A 20429-nucleotide genomic window follows, 5' to 3' on the forward strand; every position below is an offset into this window, starting at 1 on the left:
GGCATGTCACGGGAGGAGTCTAAGGGCACGGGCCCTCGGCGGGGCGGCGGATGTGCGGTGTATTCCGCCCATCCTTCGCATCCTCCCAGGTCAGGAACGCCCACTCGGAAGCACAGGTTCCATGTTGTTCCACCGGGCGATGTCGCATCCGTTCGTCCGCTGGAACGTCGCGTCCACTTTCCTGCCGTCCCATGTTCCGGTGATCCGGGCGGTGGCGGGCCCGCCGTCGACCATGGTGCAGAACTGCCGCTTCGAGACGGGGGCGAAGGGGTTCTCGCCGTTCTTCGCGAAAGTGTCGAGCCGGGCGCAGGCGTCCTGGGCCCGGGGGTGGTTGCCTCCGGCCGGGTCGCACTCCAGGGAGTAGTCGCCGTCGGCGAGCGGGTTGCCGGTGTTGGACACGGCGACGGTCAGCCGGTCGGGAGCCGACGCGGACGGCGACAGCAGGTTCAGGGGCAGCGGTGGCAGCGGTCCGGCGGCCGCTGCGGCCAGGACGGAGGTGACGGCGAAGGCGGCGAGACGCAGCATGTGGCACTCCAGGTCGTCCGTACGTCGTACGCCTCACCAACGACGTGCCGGCCCCGACGTTGCGCACGCGGCACGCCGTGCGTGTGTGCGTGCGGCGGCGCGCCGCCGTCTTCGGAACGGCTGCCCGGTTCCCGCGGAACGCCCGCCGGTTCACCCGTTGGTAGTCCCTCACCACGCCCGTCCCACGCCCGCCGTACGCCCCTCGACACCGGTGCCGCGCGCGGGGCCCTAAGCCTTTGCCCTGGACCTGTCGTTCCTTGTACCGTGGGAGCGGATTGGTGACCGGCCCCGAGCCTGTGTCATCATCTGCACGCACCTTCGTACGCGAGGGTGTGCTGGAGGCGTCGCCTAGTCCGGTCTATGGCGCCGCACTGCTAATGCGGTTTGGGGCTTACCCCCCATCGAGGGTTCAAATCCCTCCGCCTCCGCACCTCACCGAAGCCCCGGTCCTCAGGACCGGGGCTTCGGTGCGTTCGGGCCTCGTCCGGTCGCCTTCTCGTGACCGTCTTCTTCTCGACCGGCTCGGCTTCTCGACCGGCTCGGGGCGACCGCTTTTCGGACGACTCGTCGACGACTTCCGGCCGCTCCCCGGCCCTGGCGCGCCGAAGCGGGGTCGTGCCGGGGTTCTGCTCCCGTGATCACGCCGCGAGCCCCCACGGACCCCTCGGCAGCCCGGTCGGGGTCACTTCCCGAACCCGCCCGGATGATCTTCTTCCAGGGCGTTTTCGCAGGTCAGCGGTGGTGGGGCTAATGGATTTCGCGTCCCGCCGAGGTCCATGTATTGTTGTTCTCGCAAGGCCAACGGGGCGCAAAACCCCGGGAAGCCCAAGCACTCGTAGCTTAACGGATAGAGCATCTGACTACGGATCAGAAGGTTGCAGGTTCGAATCCTGCCGAGTGCACAGCAGGCCAGAGGCCCTCAGGAGAAATCCTGAGGGCCTCTCGCGTTTCCCCGGTCGTGGCGCCTCCGGGGAATCTCCGGGTGGGGGTCGATCTGGTGGACGATGCCGTGCGGGGAGGGGCCGGCTAGCCTTTCGAGGGTCGTCGAGTCTTCGAAGGGAAGTTCCATGGGTCTGTTCGGGAACGCGCACACGGTCGATCCGGTGTCGGCGCAGCGGGACTACGAGCGGCTGCTGGGGCACGGGGAGCAGGTGCACGCGGCTTATCTCCTGATCCGCGACACCATCCTGTTCACCGACCGGCGGCTGGTGCTCGTCGACAAGCAGGGCATCACCGGCAAGAAGGTGGAGTACCACTCCATCCCCTACCGCAGCATCACGCACTTCTCGGTGGAGACCGCCGGTCACTTCGATCTCGATGCCGAGCTGAAGATCTGGATATCGGGCAGCCCGACGCCGGCGGTGGAGAAGACCTTCACCAAGGGCGTCGACATCTACGAGGTCCAGGCGATCCTCACGCAGTTCGTCGCCCGGTAGGTCGGTGGTCGTGGGCCGGGGGCGTCCGTTGCGTGCGCTCCGGTTCGCGGCAGGGGTCAGCGGGCCACGCGGGGGAGGCCGGTCACCGACATCACCAGGGAGTACAGCGAAGTGGTGGCGGTGATGAAGAGGCGGTTGTTCTTCGGGCCGCCGAAGGTGATGTTCGAGACCGGTTCCGGTACGCGGAGCCGGCCGATCAGGGTGCCGTCCGGCGCGTGGCAGCGCACGCCGTCCGCCATGGCCGCCGCCCACAGCCGGCCCTGGTCGTCGAAGCGGATGTTGTCCACGGAGGGGCAGACGGCGAACACCCGGTCGTGCGTCAGGGTCCCGTCGTCGGTGACCTTGAAGGCGCGGATGTGGCCCGCGCGGGTGTCGGCGGCGTACAGCTCGCTCTCGTCCGGGGAGAAGGCGAGGCCGTTCGGGCCCAGGAAGCCGTCCGCGACCAGCCGCACCTCGCCCGTGGCGGGGTCGGCGCGGTAGAGGTTGCAGGCGCCGATCTCGCTCGGGGCGCGGTGGCCCTCGTAGTCGTTGGTGATGCCGAAGTCCGGGTCGGAGAACCAGACGGAGCCGTCCGAGCGCACCACCGCGTCATTCGGGCTGTTGAGCCGCTTGCCGTCCCAGTGGTCCGCCAGGACCGTGAGGCTGCCGTCCGGTTCGGTGCGGGTGACGCGTCGGTTGCCCTGCTCGCAGGTGATCAGGCGGCCCTCGCGGTCGAGGGTGTTGCCGTTCGAGTGGCCGGCAGGGGAGCGGAAGACGGAGACGGCGCCGGTCGCCTCGTCCCAGCGCAGCATCCGGTCGTTGGGGATGTCGCTCCACACGAGTTGCCGCCAGGCGGGCAGGTAGAGCGGTCCTTCCGCCCAACGGCAGTCGCCGTACAGGCGCTCCAGGCGCATGTCGCCATTGGCGCAGCGGCCCGTACGGAAACGATCGTCCAGAATCTCGTACAGGGCGAGGTCTGCGATACCTGACATGGTTCCCCCAATTGCTCGATCGGCCGAATGATGTTCGGCGTGATGGTGAGATTGCAGGATCAGGTACCGTCTTCGCAAGGCCCGACGGGCACATGAGAGGAAGATCGCGTGGACGACATCGACCGGGCGCTCGTCCTGCGCCTCCAGCAGGACGCGGGCCAGTCCTACGCGGCCCTCGGCGCGGCAGTCGGCCTCTCGGCCGGCGCCACGCACGAGCGCGTACGGAAACTGCGCGAGCGCGGAGTGATCCGGCGGACCACGGTCGACGTGGACCCGGCCGCGGTGGGCAGCGGGGTGCTGGCCTACGTGATGGTCGACTCCAACGCCTGGATGGGGGACTCGGCGGAGGCCTTCGCGGCCATCCCGGAGATCCAGGAGGCGCACGTGATCGCCGGCAGCGCGTCGGTGCTGGTCAAGGTCCGCTCCGCGACCACCGTGCAGCTGCAGGACGTACTGCGCCGCCTCTACGCCATCGACGGGGTCAGCGGAACCCAGGCCACCGTCGTCCTGGACACCTTCTTCGAACGGCCGCTCCCGCTGTGACCTGGTGGTGCACCGGCATCCGCTGGAAGGACGGCGGCCCCTCCATCGGCTGGTACGGGCCGCAGCGCGGGGAGCGCGGCAGCCCGCTCGGGTACGGGCACCGGTTGGCTTTCGCCGCCCGGGGCGAGCGGCACTGCCTGGGCGTGTGGCGGGCCGGCAGGCGGACCCCGTGTCCGACCGGCCGGCCGGTGCCGGGCCGGGCGGGGAACTCCCAGTGCCCCGAGTGCGCCCGGCTGGACCGGTCCTTCTCGGTGGCCGCCGACACCAACGTCGCCGATCCGCGCCCGTACCGGGTGTACCTGGCGTGGTTCGGGCCCGGCCTGCTCAAGGTCGGCATCACCGCCGAGGAACGCGGTCCGGCCCGGTTGCTGGAGCAGGGGGCGGTGACCTGGGCCTGGCTCGGGCGCGGGCCGCTGATGGCGACCCGGCGCACCGAGGAACTGCTCCGGGCCGCCCTCGGGGTGCCCGATCGGATCGCGTACGCCCGCAAGCGCGCCGTGCGGGCCCACCTGCCGCCGCGCGCCGAGCGGGCCGAGGAGGTGGCCGAGCTGCACGCCCGGGCCGCGGTCCTGCCGGGATGGCCGGAGTCGCTGGAGCGACTGGGCTGCGAAGTCGTCGATCATGCCGCCCCGTTCGGCCTCGACACCTTGCCCGAACCCGTACGGGTGGTCACCGAGATGGTGGCCGACGGGACGGTGACGGGGACGCTCGTGGGCGCGGCCGGACCGGATCTGCACTTCGCGGACGGGCTGGTGGTGGACACCCGGCTGCTCGCCGGCTGGGAGCTCGTCGCACCACTGGAGGACGGCGGCGCGGAGGTGCCGACGACCGTGGTCGCACCGCCGTCCCCGGAGGTCGGTCAGGAAGGGCTGTTCTGAACGGCGCGGTCGAGGTGTCCCGGTCGAGGCGCCCCGATCGAGGCGTCCATGCCGAGGCGCCTGTCGTGAGGGTCGCGCGGGCCGTCCATGGTCAAGTCTTGGATCCCTTTGGCCTCGTGGGCGGCTTTCGTGTGGACATCCCGGGGGCCCGCCGCGGAGGGTGGTGGGCGAGAGCTGCACCCTGCACGTCGCGACCGTCGAACGGAGTCACGGATTTGTCCGCGCCGCACACTGACTCGAACGCCGAGTCGACCACAGGGCCGGTCCCCGAGCCGACCACCGGACCGATTTCCGGGGGTACGGCGGAGGCGTCGACGGCGGAGGTGCTCCGTGCCTTCCGGGAGCGGCTCGGGCTGCCCGGCCTGGTCGACGTGCACACCCACTTCATGCCCGAGCGCGTCCTGGACAAGGTGTGGGACTACTTCGACGCGGTCGGACCGTTGACCGGCGTCGAGTGGCCGATCACCTACCGGCACGAGGAGGAGCAGCGGGTCGCGCTGCTCCGGCGGTTCGGGGTACGGGCCTTCACCGCCATGCTCTACCCGCACAAGCCGGCGATGGCGGCCTGGCTGAACGCCTGGTCCGCCGATTTCGCCGCGCGGACCCCGGACTGCCTGCACACCGCGACCTTCTTCCCGGAGGACGGGGCGGCGGCGTACACCGCCCGGGCCGTCGAGGCCGGGGCGCGGGTCTTCAAGGCGCACCTCCAGGTCGGCGGGTACGACCCGAACGACGACCGGCTCGAAGCCGTCTGGGGACTGCTGGCCGAGGCAGGGATCCCCGTCGTGATCCACTGCGGCTCCGGGCCCGTGCCCGGCAAGCACACCGGGCCCGAGCCCGTCGCCCGGCTGCTGGCCCGCCACCCCCGGCTGCCCCTGGTGATCGCGCACATGGGGATGCCCGAGTACGCCGACTTCCTCGACCTGGCCGAGCGGTACGGCGAGGTCCGGCTGGACACCACCATGGCCTTCACCGACTTCTCCGAGCAGTTCAGCGGCTTCCCGGCCGGGGACCTGGGACGCCTCGTCGACCTCGGCGACCGGATCCTGCTGGGCACCGACTTCCCGAACATCCCCTACCCCTACGAGCACCAGCTCGCGGCCCTGGAGCGCCTCGACCTCGGGGACGAGTGGCTGCGCGCGGTCTGCCACGACAACGGAGCCCGGCTGTTCCGGCTGCCCTGAGCACCCGCCGAAGCCGCGCCGCGGCCCCGCCCCGCGCGGGCCGGCGATTCTCAGGAAATTCACAGGTAGGCGCAAGAACGCTCTCAGAGGCAACGGTCAGCGTGTACCCATGACTGCGACGACCACCTCACACGCGTCCACGTCCACCGGCAATCACACGGCCCTCGTCCGGCCCGACGGCGGCCCCTGCCGGGTGCTCGTGGTCGACGACGAGGCCGCGCTCTCCGAGCTGCTGTCCATGGCCCTGCGGTACGAGGGCTGCGAGGTCCGCAGCGCCGGGGACGGCGCCGGCGCGGTCCGCGCGGCCCGGGAGTTCCGCCCCGACGTGGTGCTGCTCGACATCATGCTCCCGGACATGGACGGTCTGGCCGTGCTCGGCCGGCTGCGCAGGGAGCTTCCCCAGGTCCCGGTGCTGTTCCTGACCGCCAAGGACTCCGTCGAGGACCGGATCGCGGGCCTGACGGCGGGCGGCGACGACTACGTCACCAAGCCGTTCAGCCTGGAGGAGGTCGTGGCCCGGCTGCGCGGCCTGGTCCGCCGCTCCGGCGCGGCGCAGGCCGCGCGCGGGGGATCCGTCCTGGTCGTCGGCGACCTGCGGCTCGACGAGGACAGCCACGAGGTCACCCGGGACGGCCGGGAGGTCCATCTGACCGCCACCGAGTTCGAGCTGCTGCGCTACCTGATGCGCAACCCGCGCCGCGTGCTCAGCAAGGCGCAGATCCTGGACCGGGTGTGGTCCTACGACTTCGGCGGCCAGGCCAACGTCGTCGAGCTGTACATCTCCTACCTGCGACGGAAGCTGGAGAGCGGCCCCGGATGGCCCCCGATGATCCACACCCGCCGCGGCGCCGGCTACCTGATCAAGCCGGCCGAGTAGTGCCCGTACGTCGACTCCGACGAGGCGCCCGGCCCCGCCGGCCGTGGTCGCTGCGGACCCGGCTCGTCCTGTCGGCTGTGGCACTCATCGCCGTCGTCGGCGCGGCCATCGGCACCGTCACGACGCTTGCGCTGCGCGAGAACCTGGTCGACAAGCTCGACGACCAGCTGCGGGTCTCCCTCGACATGGCGCTCCGCGGGCCCGGCGCGGGCAAGGCCGCCCGCGAGAACAGCCTGGGATTCGTCCTGGCCCCCGGCAGCCCCCTCGGCGCCGCCGGGATCCGGCTCGACTCCGACGGGAAGGTCATCGGCTCTGCCCGCAGCGCGGCCGTGGGCGGGCCCGACCTCGACCACCGTCAGCCGCTCACCGACGGCCAGACGGCCGCGCTGGAGCAGGCCGCCCACGCGTCCGCCCCGGGCCGGGGCGACCCGACCGACGTGGAGCTGCCGCAGCTCGGCGGCTACCGGGTGCTGACCTCCCCCGACGGCAGCCTCGTACTCGGCTTCCCGCTCAGCGACGTGGATTCCACCGTCCACACCCTCGTCGCGGTCGAGGTCTTCGTCACCCTGGCCGGGCTGATCGCCGCCTCCCTCGCGGGGCAGGCGCTCGTCGGTGTCGCCCTGCGCCCCCTGCACCGGGTCGCCGCCACCGCCACCCGGGTCTCCGAACTCCCCCTGCACAGCGGCGAACCCGCCCTGCACGAACGCGTTCCCGACGCGGAGGCCGACCCCCGCACCGAGGTGGGGCAGGTCGGCGCGGCCCTCAACCGGATGCTGGGCCACGTCTCCTCCGCCCTCACCGCCCGGCAGCAGAGCGAGATGCGGGTCCGCCAGTTCGTCGCCGACGCCAGCCACGAGCTGCGCACCCCGCTGGCCTCCATCCGCGGCTACGCCGAACTCACCCGGCGCGGCCACGAGCAGCCCGGCCCCGACACCCGGCACGCGCTGGGCCGGATCGAGTCCGAGGCCACCCGGATGACCGGACTCGTCGAAGACCTGCTGCTCCTGGCCCGGTTGGACGCCGGTAGCCCCCTGCCCACCGGAGACGCCGACACCGATCTGGCCCCGCTTGTCGTGGACGCCGTCAGCGACGCCCGGGTTGCCGGCCCCGCGCACCACTGGCGGTTGAACCTCCCCGACGAGCCCGCGCCGATCCGCGCCGACCCGGCCCGGATCCAGCAGGTCCTGGTCAACCTCCTCGCCAACGCCCGCACCCACACCCCGCCCGGCACCACCGTCACCGCGCATGTTTCACGTGAAACATCCGCCGTCCGGCTGCTGATCGAGGACGACGGGCCCGGCATCCCCTCCGAACTCCTCCCCCACGTCTTCGAGCGCTTCGCCCGCGGCGACGCCTCCCGCTCCAGGTCGGCGGGCTCCACCGGTCTCGGACTCGCCATCGTCCAGGCCGTGGTCTCGGCCCACGGGGGACAGGTCGACGTACGCAGCCGGCCGGGTCGGACCAGCTTCGAGGTACGGCTGCCACTCGCGACCGCCACGGACTCACAGACGGGGCACAGGCTCACCACACACCGGTGACAGCCCGACCGGCGACTGTCGGTACATGCCAACCGACACCTCTCCCGGCCCCGGAGCCCTCCCGGCCCGTGCGCCCCTGGCGCTCGTGCCCGGTGTGCCCGTACTCGACGTGGTGATCCCGGTGTTCAACGAGGAGAAGGACCTCGGACCGTGTGTGCGCCGGCTCCACGAGCACCTCACCCGCACCTTCCCGTACCCCTTCCGGATCACCATCGCCGACAACGCGAGCACCGACCGCACCCCCGAGGTCGCGGCCGGCCTCGCCGCCGCCGTCGACGGCGTACGCAGCACCCGGCTGGAGCAGAAGGGCCGAGGCCGCGCCCTGCGCACCGTGTGGTCCCACTCCGAGGCACCGGTGCTCGCGTACATGGACGTGGACCTGTCCACCGACCTCAACGCGCTGCTGCCGCTGGTCGCCCCGCTGATCTCGGGCCACTCCGACCTCGCCATCGGCACCCGCCTCGCCCGATCCTCGCGCGTGGTGCGCGGCGCGAAGCGCGAGTTCGTCTCCCGCGCCTACAACCTGCTGCTCCGCTCCTCCCTCTCCGCCCGCTTCAGCGACGCCCAGTGCGGGTTCAAGGCCATTCGGCGGGAGGTCGCGGAACGGCTGCTGCCGCTGGTGGAGGACACCGGCTGGTTCTTCGACACCGAGCTGCTGGTGCTCGCCGAGCGGGCCGGACTGCGGATCCACGAGGTGCCGGTGGACTGGGTCGACGACCCCGACACCACCGTCCACATCGCCCGCACGGCCGCCGAGGACCTCCGGGGCATGTGGCGGGTGGGTCGCGCGCTGGCCATCGGGGCGCTGCCGCTGGACCGGCTCGCCCGTCCCTTCGGAGACGATCCGCGCGACCGGACCGCCCTGCCCGAGGTGCCGCGCGGGCTGGCCCGGCAGCTCCTCGGCTTCTGCGCCGTCGGGCTGTTGAGCACGCTGCTCTACCTGCTGCTCTACTCCGCCTTCCGTTCCTCGGTCGGGCCGCAGGCCGCCAACGCCGCCGCGCTGCTGCTGTCGGCCGTGGCCAACACCGCCGCGAACCGCCGGCTCACCTTCGGGGTGCGCGGCCGCGCCCGGGCCGTGCGCCACCAGGCCCAGGGCCTGGTCGTGTTCGGCATCGGCCTGGCCTTGACCAGCGGCTCCCTGGCGGCGCTCGGCGCGGCCACCACCGAACCGGCCCACGCCACCGAACTCGCCGTCCTGATCACGGCCAACCTCGCCGCCACCGTGCTGCGCTTCCTGCTCTTCCGCGCCTGGGTCTTCCCCGAGCGGCGCGGCACTCCCGCGAAGGACGACCACCGATGACCACGGCAGCAGTCCCCCTCTTCCCGTCCTCCCCACCCGTCGCGGTCGACGCCGCGATCGGCAGGCCCCGCTGGGAACGTCCCGCGTACGTCGCCCTGCTGCTCGCCACCGGCCTGCTGCTGGTGTGGAACCTGGGCGCCTCCGGCTACGCGAACTCCTTCTACTCCGCTGCCGTCCAGGCGGGCTCGGAGAGCTGGAAGGCCTTCTTCTTCGGGTCCTCGGACGCCGGGAACTCCATCACCGTCGACAAGCCCCCGGCCGCCCTGTGGCCGATGGCGCTGTCCGTCCGACTGTTCGGGCTCGGGGCCTGGCAGATCCTCGTTCCCCAGGCCCTGATGGGTGTCGGCACCACCGCCGTCCTGTACGCCTCCGTGCGCCGACAGTTCGGGCCCGCGGCGGCCCTGATCGGCGGGGCGGCGTTCGCGTTGACCCCGGTCGCCGCGCTGATGTTCCGCTTCAACAACCCCGACGCGCTGTTGACCCTGCTCCTGACGGTCACGGTGTACTGCGTCCTGCGGGCCCTCGACGGGGCGCACACCAAGTGGCTCGTCTGGGCGGGCGTCGCGGTCGGGTTCGCGTTCCTGACGAAGACCCTCCAGGCCTTCGTGATCCTGCCGCCGCTCGCCCTGCTGTACGCGGTCTGTGCGCCGACCGGGCTGCGCAGGCGGCTCGGACAACTGCTGCTCTCCGGGCTGGCGATGGTGGCGGCCGGCGGCTGGTGGGTGGCCGTCGTCGAGCTGTGGCCGGCCGGCTCCCGCCCGTACATCGGCGGCTCGCAGAACAACTCCTTCCTGGAACTGACCCTGGGCTACAACGGCCTCGGCCGGATCAACGGCAACGAGACCGGCAGCGTCGGCGGGGGCGGACGCCCCGGCGGAGGCGGCGGAGGCGGTGGCGGCTGGGGTGAGACCGGTGTCGATCGGCTCTTCTCCGGCAACATCGGCGGACAGATCTCCTGGCTGCTGCCGGCGGCCCTGGTGCTGCTCGTGGCGGGACTGGTGATCACCTGGCGGGCCCGCCGGGTCACCGACTCGCTGGAGGGCATGGCCCGCGCGGCCTTCCTGGCCTGGGGCGGATCGCTGCTGATCACCGCAGTGGTCTTCAGCTACATGCAGGGCATCTTCCACGAGTACTACACCGTCGCCCTGGCCCCCTTCGTGGCCGCGCTGGTCGGCATGGGCGTGGCCGTCCTGTGGGAGGAGCGGGGCAGCCGCGCGGCCTCCCTCACCCTCGCCGGTACCCTCGCGCTCACCGCGTGGTGGGCCTTCGTCCTGCTGGGCCGGGCCGAGGGGTACCTGCCCTGGCTGCGCTGGACGGTACTGGTCGCCGGCCTCGGAGCGGCGGTGCTCCTGCCGTTCGCGGCGCGGCTGGGCCGCCCGGTCCTCCTCGCGGTGGCCGGGGTGGGCCTCGCGGCCGCGCTGGCCGGGCCCCTCGCGTACTGCCTGACGACGGTGAACACCCCGCACACGGGCTCGATCGTCACCGCCGGTCCGGCCGTCGCGGGCGGTCGGGGGCCGGGTGGCGGTCCGGGCATGCGGGCCTTCTACGGCCCGGGCGGCGGCGCGTTCCCCCAGGGCGGCCAGGCCGGGGCCTCCCAGGGCGGGTTCCCGGGCGGTACCCAGGGCGGTCCCGGGCGGACCATGCCCGGCGGCGCCCAGGCCCCCGGAGGCCAGGGGGGTCCCGGTGGCCCCGGCGGACAGGCTCCCGGAGGCGGCGAGCGGCTCGGGAACGGCCCGGGCGGCGGCGGACCCGGCGGCGGCGGACTGCTCAACGGCACCCGGGCGAGCGCCGAGGCCACGGCCGCCCTGCGCACCGACGCCTCGCGGTACACCTGGGCGGCGGCCGCCATCGGTTCGCAGAACGCGGCGAGCTACCAGCTCGCCTCGGGCGTGCCCGTGATGCCGATCGGCGGCTTCAACGGGAGCGACCCCTCCCCGACCCTGGAGCAGTTCAAGGCGTACGTGAAGGCCGGGAAGATCCACTGGTTCATCGGCCAGGGCTCCACCGGTCAGGGCGGCTCCACCGGTCAGGGCGGCGCCGAGGACGGCGGTACCGGCCAGGGGCGGGGCACGACCCGGATGGGCGGCGGTCCGGGCGGGGGTGCGAGCAGCGCCATCGAGACCTGGGTGAAGGCCAACTTCACGGCCGAAACGGTCGGCGGCGCCACCTTCTACGACCTGACCGGCACCGCTTCCGGATCCACCGGCACCTGATCCGACCACCGCGGGGACGGCCGCGGACCGACCCCGGAACGCGCGAGGCTCCGGCCGGGCAACAGCCCTGCCGGAGCCTCGCGTACGTGGGGGACCGGGCGGGTCAGGCCCCCAGCGACGCGGTCGCCGGGGCCTGCGGGGCGCTCTCGGCCATCGGCGCGTGGGCGGCCGGCTTCGACTGCAGGGCGACCTCCTTGATGAACAGCACCAGGAGCAGGGAGAGCAGGGCGAACGGGGCGGCGTACAGGAAGACGTCGCCGACGCCGTGCCCGTAGGCGGACTCGATCACCGTACGGAACGGCGCGGGCAGCTTGTCGAGGTCGGGGATCCCGCCGCCGGCGGTGCCCCCGTGCCCCATCGCGGCGGCCTTCGGCCCGAGGGCGGTCAGCCCGTCCTGGACGTAGTGGGTGACCCGGTTGGCCATGACCGCGCCGAGCGCCGAGACGCCCACGGCGCCGCCGAGCGAGCGGAAGAAGGTGACGACGGAGCTGGCGGAGCCCAGGTCCTCGGGGGCCACCTGGTTCTGGGTGGCGAGGACCAGGTTCTGCATCATCATGCCGAGACCGAGTCCGGTCAGCGCCATGTAGATCGCGATGTGCCAGTACGGGGTGTCGTACCGCAGGGTGCCCAGCAGTCCGAGCCCGGCGGTCAGCAGCACGCCGCCGGCGACGAGCCACGCCTTCCACTTTCCGGTCCTGGTGATCACCGCACCGGAAAGAGTGGAGGAGACGAAGAGCCCGCCGATCATCGGAATCGTGAGGATTCCGGACATCGTGGGGGACTCGCCGCGGGCCAACTGGAAGAACTGGCTGAAAAAGACCGTGCCCGAGAACATCGCGATGCCGACGAACAGGGAGGCCGCCGAGGCCAGGGTGATGGTCTTGTTGCGGAACAGCCGCAGCGGGATGATCGGGTCGCTCGCGCGGGACTCGACGAGGACGAAGAGCAGTCCGAGGGCCACCGATCCGGCGGTCATCGCCAGGCTGGTCCAGGAGATCCAGTCGTACGAGTCGCCGGCCTGGGTGACCCAGATCAGGAGCAGCGACACGGCGCCGCTGATCAGGAAGGCGCCCAGCCAGTCCGTCTTGACGTCACGCCGGACCACCGGGAGCTTCAGCGTCTTCTGGAGCACGATCAGCGCGATGATCGCGAAGGGCACGCCGACGTAGAAGCACCAGCGCCAGCCGAGCCAGTCGGTGTCGGTGATGACGCCGCCGAGCAGCGGCCCGCCGACGGTGGCGACGGCGAACACCGCACCGAGGTAGCCGCTGTAACGGCCGCGCTCGCGCGGGGAGATCATCGCGGCCATCACGATCTGTGCGAGGGCGGACAGGCCACCGACGCCGATGCCCTGGACCACGCGGCACGCGATGAGCATGCCGGTGTTCTGGGACAGGCCGGCGACCACGGAGCCGAGGACGTAGATCACCAGGGATATCTGGACGAGCAGCTTCTTGCTGAAGAGGTCGGACAGCTTGCCCCAGAGCGGGGTCGCGGCCGTCATCGACAGCAGGGCGGCGGTGACGACCCAGGTGTAGGAGGACTGGGTGCCGCCGAGGTCGCTGATGATCTCGGGCAGGGCGTTGGAGACGATCGTGGACGACAGGATCGCCACGAACATGCCGAGCATCAGCCCGGACAGGGCCTTCATGATCTGCGGGTGCGTCATGGGCGTGCCGTCGGACGTGGTCTCCGGCCGGCCGCTTTCCCGCACACCGTCGGGTGTGGTCGTTGCCATGCGTTTCCTCGGGTTCTAGAAGCTCGATCGGAGTCGGGCCAGCAGGGTGTTGAGTGCGTCGAGGTCCTCGGCGGCCCAGTCGGCCAGGGCGCGTTCCAGCGCCCGCGTGTACCGGGTCCCCAGGTCGGCCAGGAGTGCGCGTCCGGTCGGGGTGAGCCGCAGGATCCGGCAGCGGCCGTCGACGGGGTCGGTCTCGCGCTCGATCCAGCCGCGTTCGGCGACGTGGGTCACGTGCCGGCTGGTCACCGAGATGTCGATGGCCATGAGTTCGGCGAGCCGGCTGAGCCGCATCTCGCCGTGCCGGTCGAGCACGGTGAGCACGGCGGCCGAGCCGGGCGGGCAGTGTGGGGGCAGGGTGCGGGCGAGGCCGCGCTTGACCGCGCCGATGCCGGTGAGTTGGCGGGCCAGCTCCTCGTAGGCGGGAGCGGCCGTCGGGCTCGTCGTCGGACCCGTCTCCCCCGGACCGGCCGTCGTCTCGTTCACCGTCGTCGCGGTGGCCGTCTCGGTCGCGGTGGCCGTCTCGGTCGCGGTGGCCGTCTCGGTCGTGGTCGGCACCGAACCCCCCCATCTTGTTGCTTTGGGCAACCATAGAAGCAGATGGTTGCTACAGGCAAATGAATTCGGGGGGTGGGGCGGTAAAGGAATGGGAAAACCCGCTAGGGTCCTGACCCATGGCTGAGAACCACAACTCACAGGTCCCCGAGGGCAACAACGACCCCGCGGGCAGCACCCAGATGTTCCGGGCATTCGTGGAGGAGGCCGCTCCGGCCCGCCAGGCCGGGCCCGGCGCGCGACAGCAGCGGCGGGCCGAGCGTCAGGCCGATTCGAAGACGGGCACCTGGATCGCCCTCGGGGCGGCTCTGGTCCTGGTCATCGCGGTGGTCGTGTGGGTCGTCATGTAGTGACCAGGTGACCAGGTGACCGTGCGACCAGGTGACCGGGCGACGACGTGACGACGTGACGCGGAGGCAGGCCCCGCCGACCCTGCGGAGCCGTCCCGTCCCGTCCCCGTCGCTCAGTTCCAGGTGGCGGTGACGTTCCGGGTGTCCACGTGCATGCCCAGGGGGACGCGCCAGGATTCGACGCAGACCGTGTAGGTCCGCGTCTTCGTCGTGCCGCCCGCGATCGGGGTGGGCAGGGGCTGCGTCGTCGTACGGGTGGCCCAGTCGACGCCGAGGGCGCCGATGATGTGCGTCGCGAAGGTGATCGTGCCGGAGCGGGCCGCCGTGGTGCCGGTGTTGGTGAAGCTCACCGTGACGTTCTCGCACCACCGCTCCGCCGCGCCCGAGCGGGTCGGGGCGCCGAGGGTCAGCCGCGCCGGCGTGGCCGGAGTCGGCGCCGGGGTCGGTATCGGTGTGGTGCCCGGCGGGCTCGTCGGCGGTTTCGGCGTCCCGGAACCGCCCGAGCCGGAACCGCCGGTACTTCCCGAGCCGGCACCGCCGGTACTTCCCGAGCCGCCGGACCCGCCCGCACTCGACCCGCCCGTACCTCCCGGCGTGCCCGCAGGCGCGCCCGGGTGCCCGGGAGCGGTGACCGCACCCGTGCCCGTGCCCGGAGTCGATGCCGAGCCGCCGCCCGGTGCGGGTTCGCTTCCGCCGTCGCCCGTGGTCTGCGGTGCGGCCGGGCCGGCCGGCGTACCGGTGGAGGCGGATGCGGTGCCCGACGTCGGCGGGGTGCCGAGTCGCTGGAGTTCCACCTGCCCCCGGGGCGGTACGTTCTCCCCCGCGCCCCGCTCCGGACCGGGCGCGGCGGCGCCCACGGCCACATGGCCGTCGCGCGTCGCGCCGCCGCAGCCGGTGAGGGCCGCGGCGGCGGTCGAGCAGCAGAGGGTGAGGGCCAGCGCCGCGCGTGATCCCGTTCGCATCGCGTCAGTGTTCCTGACGCTTCGTCAATTGGGAACGGTGCGGAACCGGTTGCTTCCCTACTCGCCGATCAGGCCCACGCGCAGTTGCGCGAGCGTGCGGGTCAACAGTCGGGAGACGTGCATCTGGGAGATGCCGACCTCCTCGCCGATCTGCGACTGGGTCATGTTGGCGAAGAACCGCAGCATGATGATCTGCCGTTCCCGGGGCGGGAGTTTGGCCAGCAGCGGCTTGAGGGACTCGCGGTACTCGACGCCTTCGAGTGCCGTGTCCTCGTAACCGAGCCGGTCCGCGAGCGAGCCCTCGCCGCCCTCGTCCTCGGGGGAGGGCGAGTCGAGCGAGGAGGCGGTGTAGGCGTTGCCGACGGCCAGGCCGTCGACCACGTCCTCCTCCGAGACGCCGAGCACGGCGGCCAGTTCCGGCACGGTCGGGGACCGGTCCAGCTTCTGGGCGAGCTCGTCACTGGCCTTGGTGAGGGCCAGCCGCAGCTCCTGGAGCCGGCGCGGGACCCGCACCGACCAGGAGGTGTCCCGGAAGAACCGCTTGATCTCGCCCACCACGGTCGGCATCGCGAACGTGGGGAACTCGACCCCGCGTTCGCAGTCGAAGCGGTCGATCGCCTTGATCAGGCCGATCGTGCCGACCTGGACGATGTCCTCCATGGGCTCGTTGCGGCTGCGGAAGCGGGCCGCCGCGTAGCGCACGAGGGGCAGGTTCAGTTCGATCAGGGTGTCGCGTACGTACACTCGTTCGGGGCTGTCCGCGTCCAGGGTTGCGAGGCGCTGGAAGAGGGAGCGGGAGAGGGTGCGGGTGTCGATGGCTTCCGAGCGGTTGGACACTGCCGGCACCGCACGCTTGACGAGCGTGAGTACCTGTGAGCTGCCCTGGTCTACGGACATGCCACCCCCTTGAGGTCGCGGACGGTCGCGTCTTCTGCGCGCCCGTCGGAGGAACGCAGCCTCCACCTGAATACCGGAGGCGGGGCTGCGGCAAACGCGGTTCCAGCAGAATGTCACATGTCGGCAACACGCTGTAGCGCCATGTCGACATGTATCTCCAGCGACAGAGCGGAATGAGCCCGGTCTGTCGGGAAACGCGTCGGGGAAGCTCCACCCGATCCGGTTACGCCTCGATCCTGTTTGCGGATCGCAAGCGGGCGAAGCTCCTGGCGAGGAGTCGCGACACGTGCATTTGGGATACGCCCAGCTCAGCGCTGATCTGCGATTGCGTCAAATTGTTGTAGTACCGCAGGAGCAGGATCCGCTGTTCGCGTTCGGGCAATTGTACGAGCAGATGCCTTACGAGGTCGCGGTGTTCGACGCCGGCCAGTTCCGGGTCCTCGTAGCCGAGGCGGTCGAGCAGTCCGGGCATGCCGTCGCCCTCCTGTGCGGCCTCCAGCGATGTTGCGTGGTAGCTCCGGCCGGCCTCGATGCAGGACAGCACCTCGTCCTCGGAGATGCGCAGTCGTTCGGCGATCTCGGGGGTGGTGGGGGTGCGGCCGTGCTGGGTCGTCAGGTCCTCGGTGGCGGCGTTGACCTGGACCCACAACTCGTGGAGGCGGCGAGGGACGTGGACGGTGCGGACGTTGTCCCGGAAGTACCGCTTGATCTCGCCCACGACGGTCGGCATCGCGAAGGTCGGGAACTGGACCCCGCGTTCGGGGTCGAAGCGGTCGATCGCGTTGATGAGGCCGATCGTGCCGACCTGGACCACGTCCTCCATCGGCTCGTTGCGGCTGCGGAAGCGGGCCGCCGCGTACCGGACGAGCGGCAGGTTGGCCTCGATGAGGGCGCCGCGCACCCGGTCGTGCTCGTGGGTGCCGGGCTGGAGCGCCTTCAGCTGCCCGAAAAGGACCTGGGTGAGCGCCCGGGTGTCGGCGCCCCGGCTCGGCGGCCTCGGGGCGACGGGCGGCTCCTGCGGGGCCTCCTGGGGCGGCGATGCGGGAGGCGGTGCGGTCTCGCCGGTCGCGGGCGCCTGTGTCGGCGAGGGGGTGGACGGTTCCCGGGAGGGCCCCGCCGGGGACTCCTGCCGGGGCGACTCCTGTTGCGGGGGCACCTGGGCGTCCTGGTGGGGCGGGGTGGCGGCCTGCGGGCCGCGGGCACCGTGCGGGGCGGGAGGGCGGGGGGTGTCCCGCGCGCCGGGGGCGGCGTGCGGGCCGGGAAGGCCCTGGGTGTGCTGTGGCTCCTGAGGGTCCTGCTGGGGTGGCACCTGAGGCGCAGTACTGGCCGGCACGGTCACGCCACCCCTTCAGTCAACTATCCGTCAAAAGCGGTCATAGCATCACAAGAGATGTGCACTATGCGCAAGCACCGCATATCTCCGTGTTGAGGGTAAATTGCCCATATGTGGGCATTCAGTTCGAACATGGATAACGCAAAAGACCCCCCACCCGTCGGAGTGGGGGGCCGGTATGTCCGGAAGCCGCTTCAGCGTACGGGTTCAGGTCACCAGTTCGGTCATGAACTCGCCGATCCCGTGGGCGGCGTCCGAGATTCCCTGGAAGCCTATTTGGACCATATCGGCGGCTTTGATCGGCTGGGTGATGATCACGAAGAGTACGAAGACGCCGAGCGCGCCCGTGATGATCTTCTTGGTGTCCACGAGCGGTGTCGGCCTCCCCAACCGGTCCTGCAAAGTCGGGTGAGTCTAACCGGTCGGGTTTGGACACTCACCTGCCCTTTAAGGACCAATGGCCCGGCGTTCCGGGTCCTTTGCCGCCCGGTGGCGGGGCGGGGGAGGCGCAGGATGGGAGGCGAGCCCACCGGTTCTGGCAGGAAATCGGTGGGCGAGGGACAGGGCCTCACTGCGGGGTCCGAGCCGCGGGCTTCCCCCTGACCGCGGTACGGACTGGCAGGTTCCGTCCTCATCGGGGGGAGTGGCTTGTCCCCCCGATGCCACTTCCCGCGTCCCGACGTCGAAGGTCCCGACCCCCGGTCGGGGCCTTCTTCGTGTGCGGCCCCGCGCTCCGGATCGTTCGCGGACCGTTCGCGGGACCGCGCGGCCCGCCCGCCGACTGTTCGAGTCGACGGTTCGAATCCGGTGCGGCTATTCGATACCGCCGGCGAGGTCGGTGATGGGCTGTACGGGCGCGATCACGGGCGCGAGGTCGTTGGGGAGGTCCATCAGTCGGTTGAGCTGGTTCAGGTCGTTGAGCTTGGCGCCGATCTCCTTCACGGATCCGGGCGTCGCCCCGCGCGGCATGCCCGGGGCCGCCGTCGGCAGGTCCGGGAGGGTGAGCGGGGCGATCGGCGCGGCGGAGGCGGCGGGAGCGGCGAGGCCCGCGGCGGCCCCCGCGAGGGCGAAGGCGGCGAGGATGCGCTGGGTCTTGGTCATGCCGTGACAACGGTCGAGGGGGCGGCCGGTCACGCGCCTGTCCCCCGGAGGGCCCCGGAAAGGCCGGGGCGCGGAAGGGGGACGGGGCCCCGAAGGGGTCGGGAGCCGCAGGGTCGGAAGCCGGAAGGCCGGACGTCACGGAAGCCCCGAAAGGGGCGGGGCCCCGGGGGAAAGCCGAGAGCCCCGACCCTTGCGGGGCGGGGCTCTCGATCAGAGCGGTAGCGGTGGGATTTGAACCCACGGATAGCTTGCACCATCACACGCTTTCGAGGCGTGCTCCTTCGGCCGCTCGGACACGCTACCGAGAGAGAGCTTAGCCCAAAGTGCGCCGTGCTCTGAAATCCGTGTCGGGGCGACCCTCGTCACAGCGGTCACAGGTCGCGGAAGAAGTCCTTCAGCTGCCGGGCGCACTCGTCCGCGAGCACCCCGCGGACCACCTCCGGCCGGTGGTTGAGCCGGCGGTCCCGTACGAGGTCCCACAGCGATCCGGCGGCCCCCGCCTTCTCGTCGTCCGCACCGTAGACGACCCGGGCCACCCGGGACTGCACGAGGGCGCCCGCGCACATCACGCACGGCTCCAGGGTGACCACGAGGGTGCATCCCGGGAGTCGCCATTCGCCGAGGGCGGTCGCCGCACGGCGCAGCGCCAGCACCTCGGCGTGCGCCGTGGGGTCGCCGGCGGCCTCGCGTTCGTTGTGCCCGGTGGACAGGACCTCGCCCGCCGGGCCGAGCACGACGGCGCCGACCGGCACGTCGCCGGCCGGCACCGCCAGGGCGGCTTCCCGGAGCGCCAGGCGCATGGAGTCCCGCCAGGGGTCCCGCACGGGGTCGGGACCGGGGTGGTGCGTGTCGTGCTGGTCGATCACTAGCGGACGGCCTCCAGGACCTCGGTGGCGCCGAGGGATTCGGCGATCTCCGAGAGGGCGTCGCCCTGCAGGGCGGTCAGTTGCTTGGGGCTGACGCCGAGGTCGTTCAGCAGCCCGAGGTCGCCGAACGGGCCGGCGGGCAACGGCTCGGAGCCGGTCCCGAGCGGGGGATCGGTGTCGTCGTCCTCGTCGGCGAAGGCGGTGACGCTCTCCTCCTCGCCGTCCTCGGTGCCGTCCAGGTCGAGTTCGTCGAGTTCGTCGTCCTCCTCATCGCTGCCCAGCAGCTCTTTGGTCAGCATCGAGCCGTAGGAGCTGCGGCCGGCTACGGAGGCGTTGGACACGAAGTACCGAGGGTCTTCCTCGCCGTCCAGGCGCATGACGCCGAACCAGGCGTCCTCCTGCTCGATGAGGGCGACCACCGGCTCGTCGTCGACGGCGGCGGAACGGGCGAGATCGATCAGATCGGTCAGGGACTCGACGTCGTCGAGTTCCAGGTCGCTCGCTTCCCACCCATCTTCGGTGCGCGCGAGCAGTGCGGCGAAATACACCGTGACTCTCCCACTGGTCATAGGCGTGCCGGTTGGAGGTCCCCCCGGCCGGAGGATGGGGTGAAACGGTCGTGTTGCCCACCGCTTCGTGCCCCGCCCAATCGGCATCGTGGCAGAAACAGCGGCTTTGCGAGAGGTCTTCCGCCGTGTCGCGCCGGGGCGCCGCCGCCGGGAGGGCGGGTCCGGGGGGCCCGCGTCGGCCGAGGCGCCATTCCCCCGAGGGGCGTTGCCCCGGGGCCGCGCGGCTCAAACTCCGACGGGGCCGAACGGCCCCGGAAGCCGGGCGGATCACCGGGCAGGCCGGGTGGATCATCCGAGGAGCCGGGGCGGATCACCAGCGGAAGGTGCGCATCCGCATCTGTTGGCGCATGCGGGCGGCGCGGGCGCGTCGCGGCTGGACGCGGTCGCGCAGTTCGCGGGCCTCGTTCAGGTCCCGCAGGAACTGGGCGCGGCGCGCTCTGCGCTGCGCTGCCGTTTCCGCCTCTCCGCTCTCCACGCTCGGCTCTGTTTCTGGCATGGGCCATCACCCCGGCTGCTGGTCCGGTCGTCCTCGCCCCCCGAACCCACCTTCCCCCGGACCGCCCGATTGATGCCACCCCCGTGCCAGGGTTCTCGCA

The 20429-nt window shown here is 71.7% G+C and carries 21 protein-coding genes and 3 tRNA genes; 11 read left to right on the forward strand and 13 right to left on the reverse strand.

Annotation, left to right across the window (positions count from 1 at the left end):
- Positions 1-90 precede the first annotated feature (90 nt).
- Entirely contained in the window at positions 91-525 is a 435-nt protein-coding gene (locus ACQEVM_RS02005) for an SSI family serine proteinase inhibitor (protein ID WP_433074017.1), read from the reverse strand.
- A gap of 337 nt (positions 526-862) precedes the next feature.
- On the opposite strand from ACQEVM_RS02005, the gene ACQEVM_RS02010 reads away from it, so the two are divergent.
- The 3 genes from ACQEVM_RS02010 (at position 863) to ACQEVM_RS02020 (ending at position 1961) form a co-directional block, all read left to right on the forward strand.
- A tRNA-Ser gene (locus ACQEVM_RS02010) sits at positions 863-953 on the forward strand.
- A 401-nt stretch (positions 954-1354) separates the two neighbouring features.
- A tRNA-Arg gene (locus ACQEVM_RS02015) sits at positions 1355-1427 on the forward strand.
- 165 nt (positions 1428-1592) lie between these two features.
- On the forward strand, positions 1593-1961 hold the full coding sequence (locus tag ACQEVM_RS02020; RefSeq protein WP_433074020.1) for a PH domain-containing protein: 369 nt from the start codon (positions 1593-1595) through the stop codon (positions 1959-1961).
- A gap of 56 nt (positions 1962-2017) precedes the next feature.
- On the opposite strand, the gene ACQEVM_RS02025 is transcribed toward ACQEVM_RS02020, so the two are convergent.
- The gene (locus tag ACQEVM_RS02025) at positions 2018-2932 is read right to left on the reverse strand and encodes an SMP-30/gluconolactonase/LRE family protein (RefSeq protein ID WP_433074023.1); all 915 of its coding nucleotides are present in this window, start codon (positions 2930-2932) and stop codon (positions 2018-2020) included.
- 108 nt (positions 2933-3040) lie between these two features.
- Here ACQEVM_RS02025 and ACQEVM_RS02030 point away from each other — a divergent pair, with 108 nt between their 5' ends.
- From ACQEVM_RS02030 to ACQEVM_RS02060, 7 genes are all read left to right on the forward strand, one after another.
- Positions 3041-3475 carry an Lrp/AsnC family transcriptional regulator gene (locus tag ACQEVM_RS02030; RefSeq protein WP_053684114.1) on the forward strand — a complete coding sequence of 145 codons (435 nt, stop codon included), beginning with the start codon at positions 3041-3043 and terminating at the stop codon, positions 3473-3475.
- Positions 3472-4353 (forward strand): DUF2797 domain-containing protein, encoded by an 882-nt coding sequence (locus tag ACQEVM_RS02035; RefSeq protein ID WP_433074027.1) that lies wholly within the window; start codon positions 3472-3474, stop codon positions 4351-4353. The genes ACQEVM_RS02030 and ACQEVM_RS02035 overlap by 4 nt, the downstream gene beginning before the upstream one ends.
- Positions 4354-4676: 323 nt before the next feature.
- The gene (locus tag ACQEVM_RS02040) at positions 4677-5537 is read left to right on the forward strand and encodes an amidohydrolase family protein (protein ID WP_433074030.1); all 861 of its coding nucleotides are present in this window, start codon (positions 4677-4679) and stop codon (positions 5535-5537) included.
- A 109-nt stretch (positions 5538-5646) separates the two neighbouring features.
- Complete coding sequence (locus ACQEVM_RS02045; protein WP_053684119.1) at positions 5647-6414, forward strand: response regulator transcription factor; 768 nt, start codon at positions 5647-5649, stop codon at positions 6412-6414.
- Positions 6415-6491: 77 nt separating this feature from the next.
- Positions 6492-7952 (forward strand): sensor histidine kinase, encoded by a 1461-nt coding sequence (locus ACQEVM_RS02050; RefSeq protein WP_433074034.1) that lies wholly within the window; start codon positions 6492-6494, stop codon positions 7950-7952.
- Between the two features lie 25 nt (positions 7953-7977).
- Positions 7978-9252, forward strand: a complete 1275-nt coding sequence (locus tag ACQEVM_RS02055) for a glycosyltransferase (RefSeq protein ID WP_433074037.1) — start codon at positions 7978-7980, stop codon at positions 9250-9252.
- Entirely contained in the window at positions 9249-11465 is a 2217-nt protein-coding gene (locus ACQEVM_RS02060; RefSeq protein WP_433074040.1) for an ArnT family glycosyltransferase, read from the forward strand. Before ACQEVM_RS02055 ends, ACQEVM_RS02060 begins: the two co-directional genes overlap by 4 nt.
- Positions 11466-11568: 103 nt before the next feature.
- Here the strand turns inward: ACQEVM_RS02060 and ACQEVM_RS02065 are convergent, their stop codons facing one another.
- Together ACQEVM_RS02065 and ACQEVM_RS02070 are read right to left on the reverse strand one after the other, a co-directional pair.
- Entirely contained in the window at positions 11569-13203 is a 1635-nt protein-coding gene (locus ACQEVM_RS02065) for an MDR family MFS transporter (RefSeq protein ID WP_433074043.1), read from the reverse strand.
- 15 nt (positions 13204-13218) lie between these two features.
- Complete coding sequence (locus ACQEVM_RS02070) at positions 13219-13611, reverse strand: MarR family winged helix-turn-helix transcriptional regulator (RefSeq protein WP_433079763.1); 393 nt, start codon at positions 13609-13611, stop codon at positions 13219-13221.
- A gap of 263 nt (positions 13612-13874) precedes the next feature.
- On the opposite strand from ACQEVM_RS02070, the gene ACQEVM_RS02075 reads away from it, so the two are divergent.
- Complete coding sequence (locus ACQEVM_RS02075) at positions 13875-14105, forward strand: hypothetical protein (protein ID WP_433074046.1); 231 nt, start codon at positions 13875-13877, stop codon at positions 14103-14105.
- 113 nt (positions 14106-14218) lie between these two features.
- On the opposite strand, the gene ACQEVM_RS02080 is transcribed toward ACQEVM_RS02075, so the two are convergent.
- The 9 genes from ACQEVM_RS02080 to ACQEVM_RS02120 form a co-directional block, all read right to left on the reverse strand.
- Positions 14219-15067: a hypothetical protein gene (locus ACQEVM_RS02080; protein ID WP_433074049.1), complete on the reverse strand. Its 849-nt coding sequence runs from the start codon at positions 15065-15067 to the stop codon at positions 14219-14221.
- Positions 15068-15124: 57 nt separating this feature from the next.
- Positions 15125-15964 carry an RNA polymerase sigma factor SigF gene (locus ACQEVM_RS02085; protein ID WP_053684131.1) on the reverse strand — a complete coding sequence of 280 codons (840 nt, stop codon included), beginning with the start codon at positions 15962-15964 and terminating at the stop codon, positions 15125-15127.
- 223 nt (positions 15965-16187) lie between these two features.
- A complete protein-coding gene (locus ACQEVM_RS02090) occupies positions 16188-17120 on the reverse strand; it encodes an RNA polymerase sigma factor SigF (protein ID WP_433079765.1) in 933 nt (310 codons plus the stop codon).
- A 384-nt stretch (positions 17121-17504) separates the two neighbouring features.
- Entirely contained in the window at positions 17505-17666 is a 162-nt protein-coding gene (locus tag ACQEVM_RS02095) for a hypothetical protein (RefSeq protein ID WP_433074053.1), read from the reverse strand.
- A gap of 444 nt (positions 17667-18110) precedes the next feature.
- The gene (locus ACQEVM_RS02100) at positions 18111-18398 is read right to left on the reverse strand and encodes a hypothetical protein (protein WP_159041626.1); all 288 of its coding nucleotides are present in this window, start codon (positions 18396-18398) and stop codon (positions 18111-18113) included.
- Positions 18399-18614: 216 nt separating this feature from the next.
- A tRNA-Ser gene (locus ACQEVM_RS02105) sits at positions 18615-18701 on the reverse strand.
- 68 nt (positions 18702-18769) lie between these two features.
- Positions 18770-19198, reverse strand: coding sequence for a tRNA adenosine(34) deaminase TadA (tadA, locus tag ACQEVM_RS02110; RefSeq protein ID WP_433079767.1), 429 nt, complete (start codon positions 19196-19198; stop codon positions 18770-18772).
- A gap of 65 nt (positions 19199-19263) precedes the next feature.
- Positions 19264-19812 (reverse strand): hypothetical protein, encoded by a 549-nt coding sequence (locus ACQEVM_RS02115; RefSeq protein ID WP_433074058.1) that lies wholly within the window; start codon positions 19810-19812, stop codon positions 19264-19266.
- Between the two features lie 331 nt (positions 19813-20143).
- On the reverse strand, positions 20144-20329 hold the full coding sequence (locus tag ACQEVM_RS02120) for a hypothetical protein (RefSeq protein WP_267803495.1): 186 nt from the start codon (positions 20327-20329) through the stop codon (positions 20144-20146).
- Positions 20330-20429: the final 100 nt, after the last annotated feature.

The sequence above is a fragment of the Streptomyces sp. CA-243310 genome, from assembly GCF_050936775.1.
GTDB lineage: Bacteria > Actinomycetota > Actinomycetes > Streptomycetales > Streptomycetaceae > Streptomyces.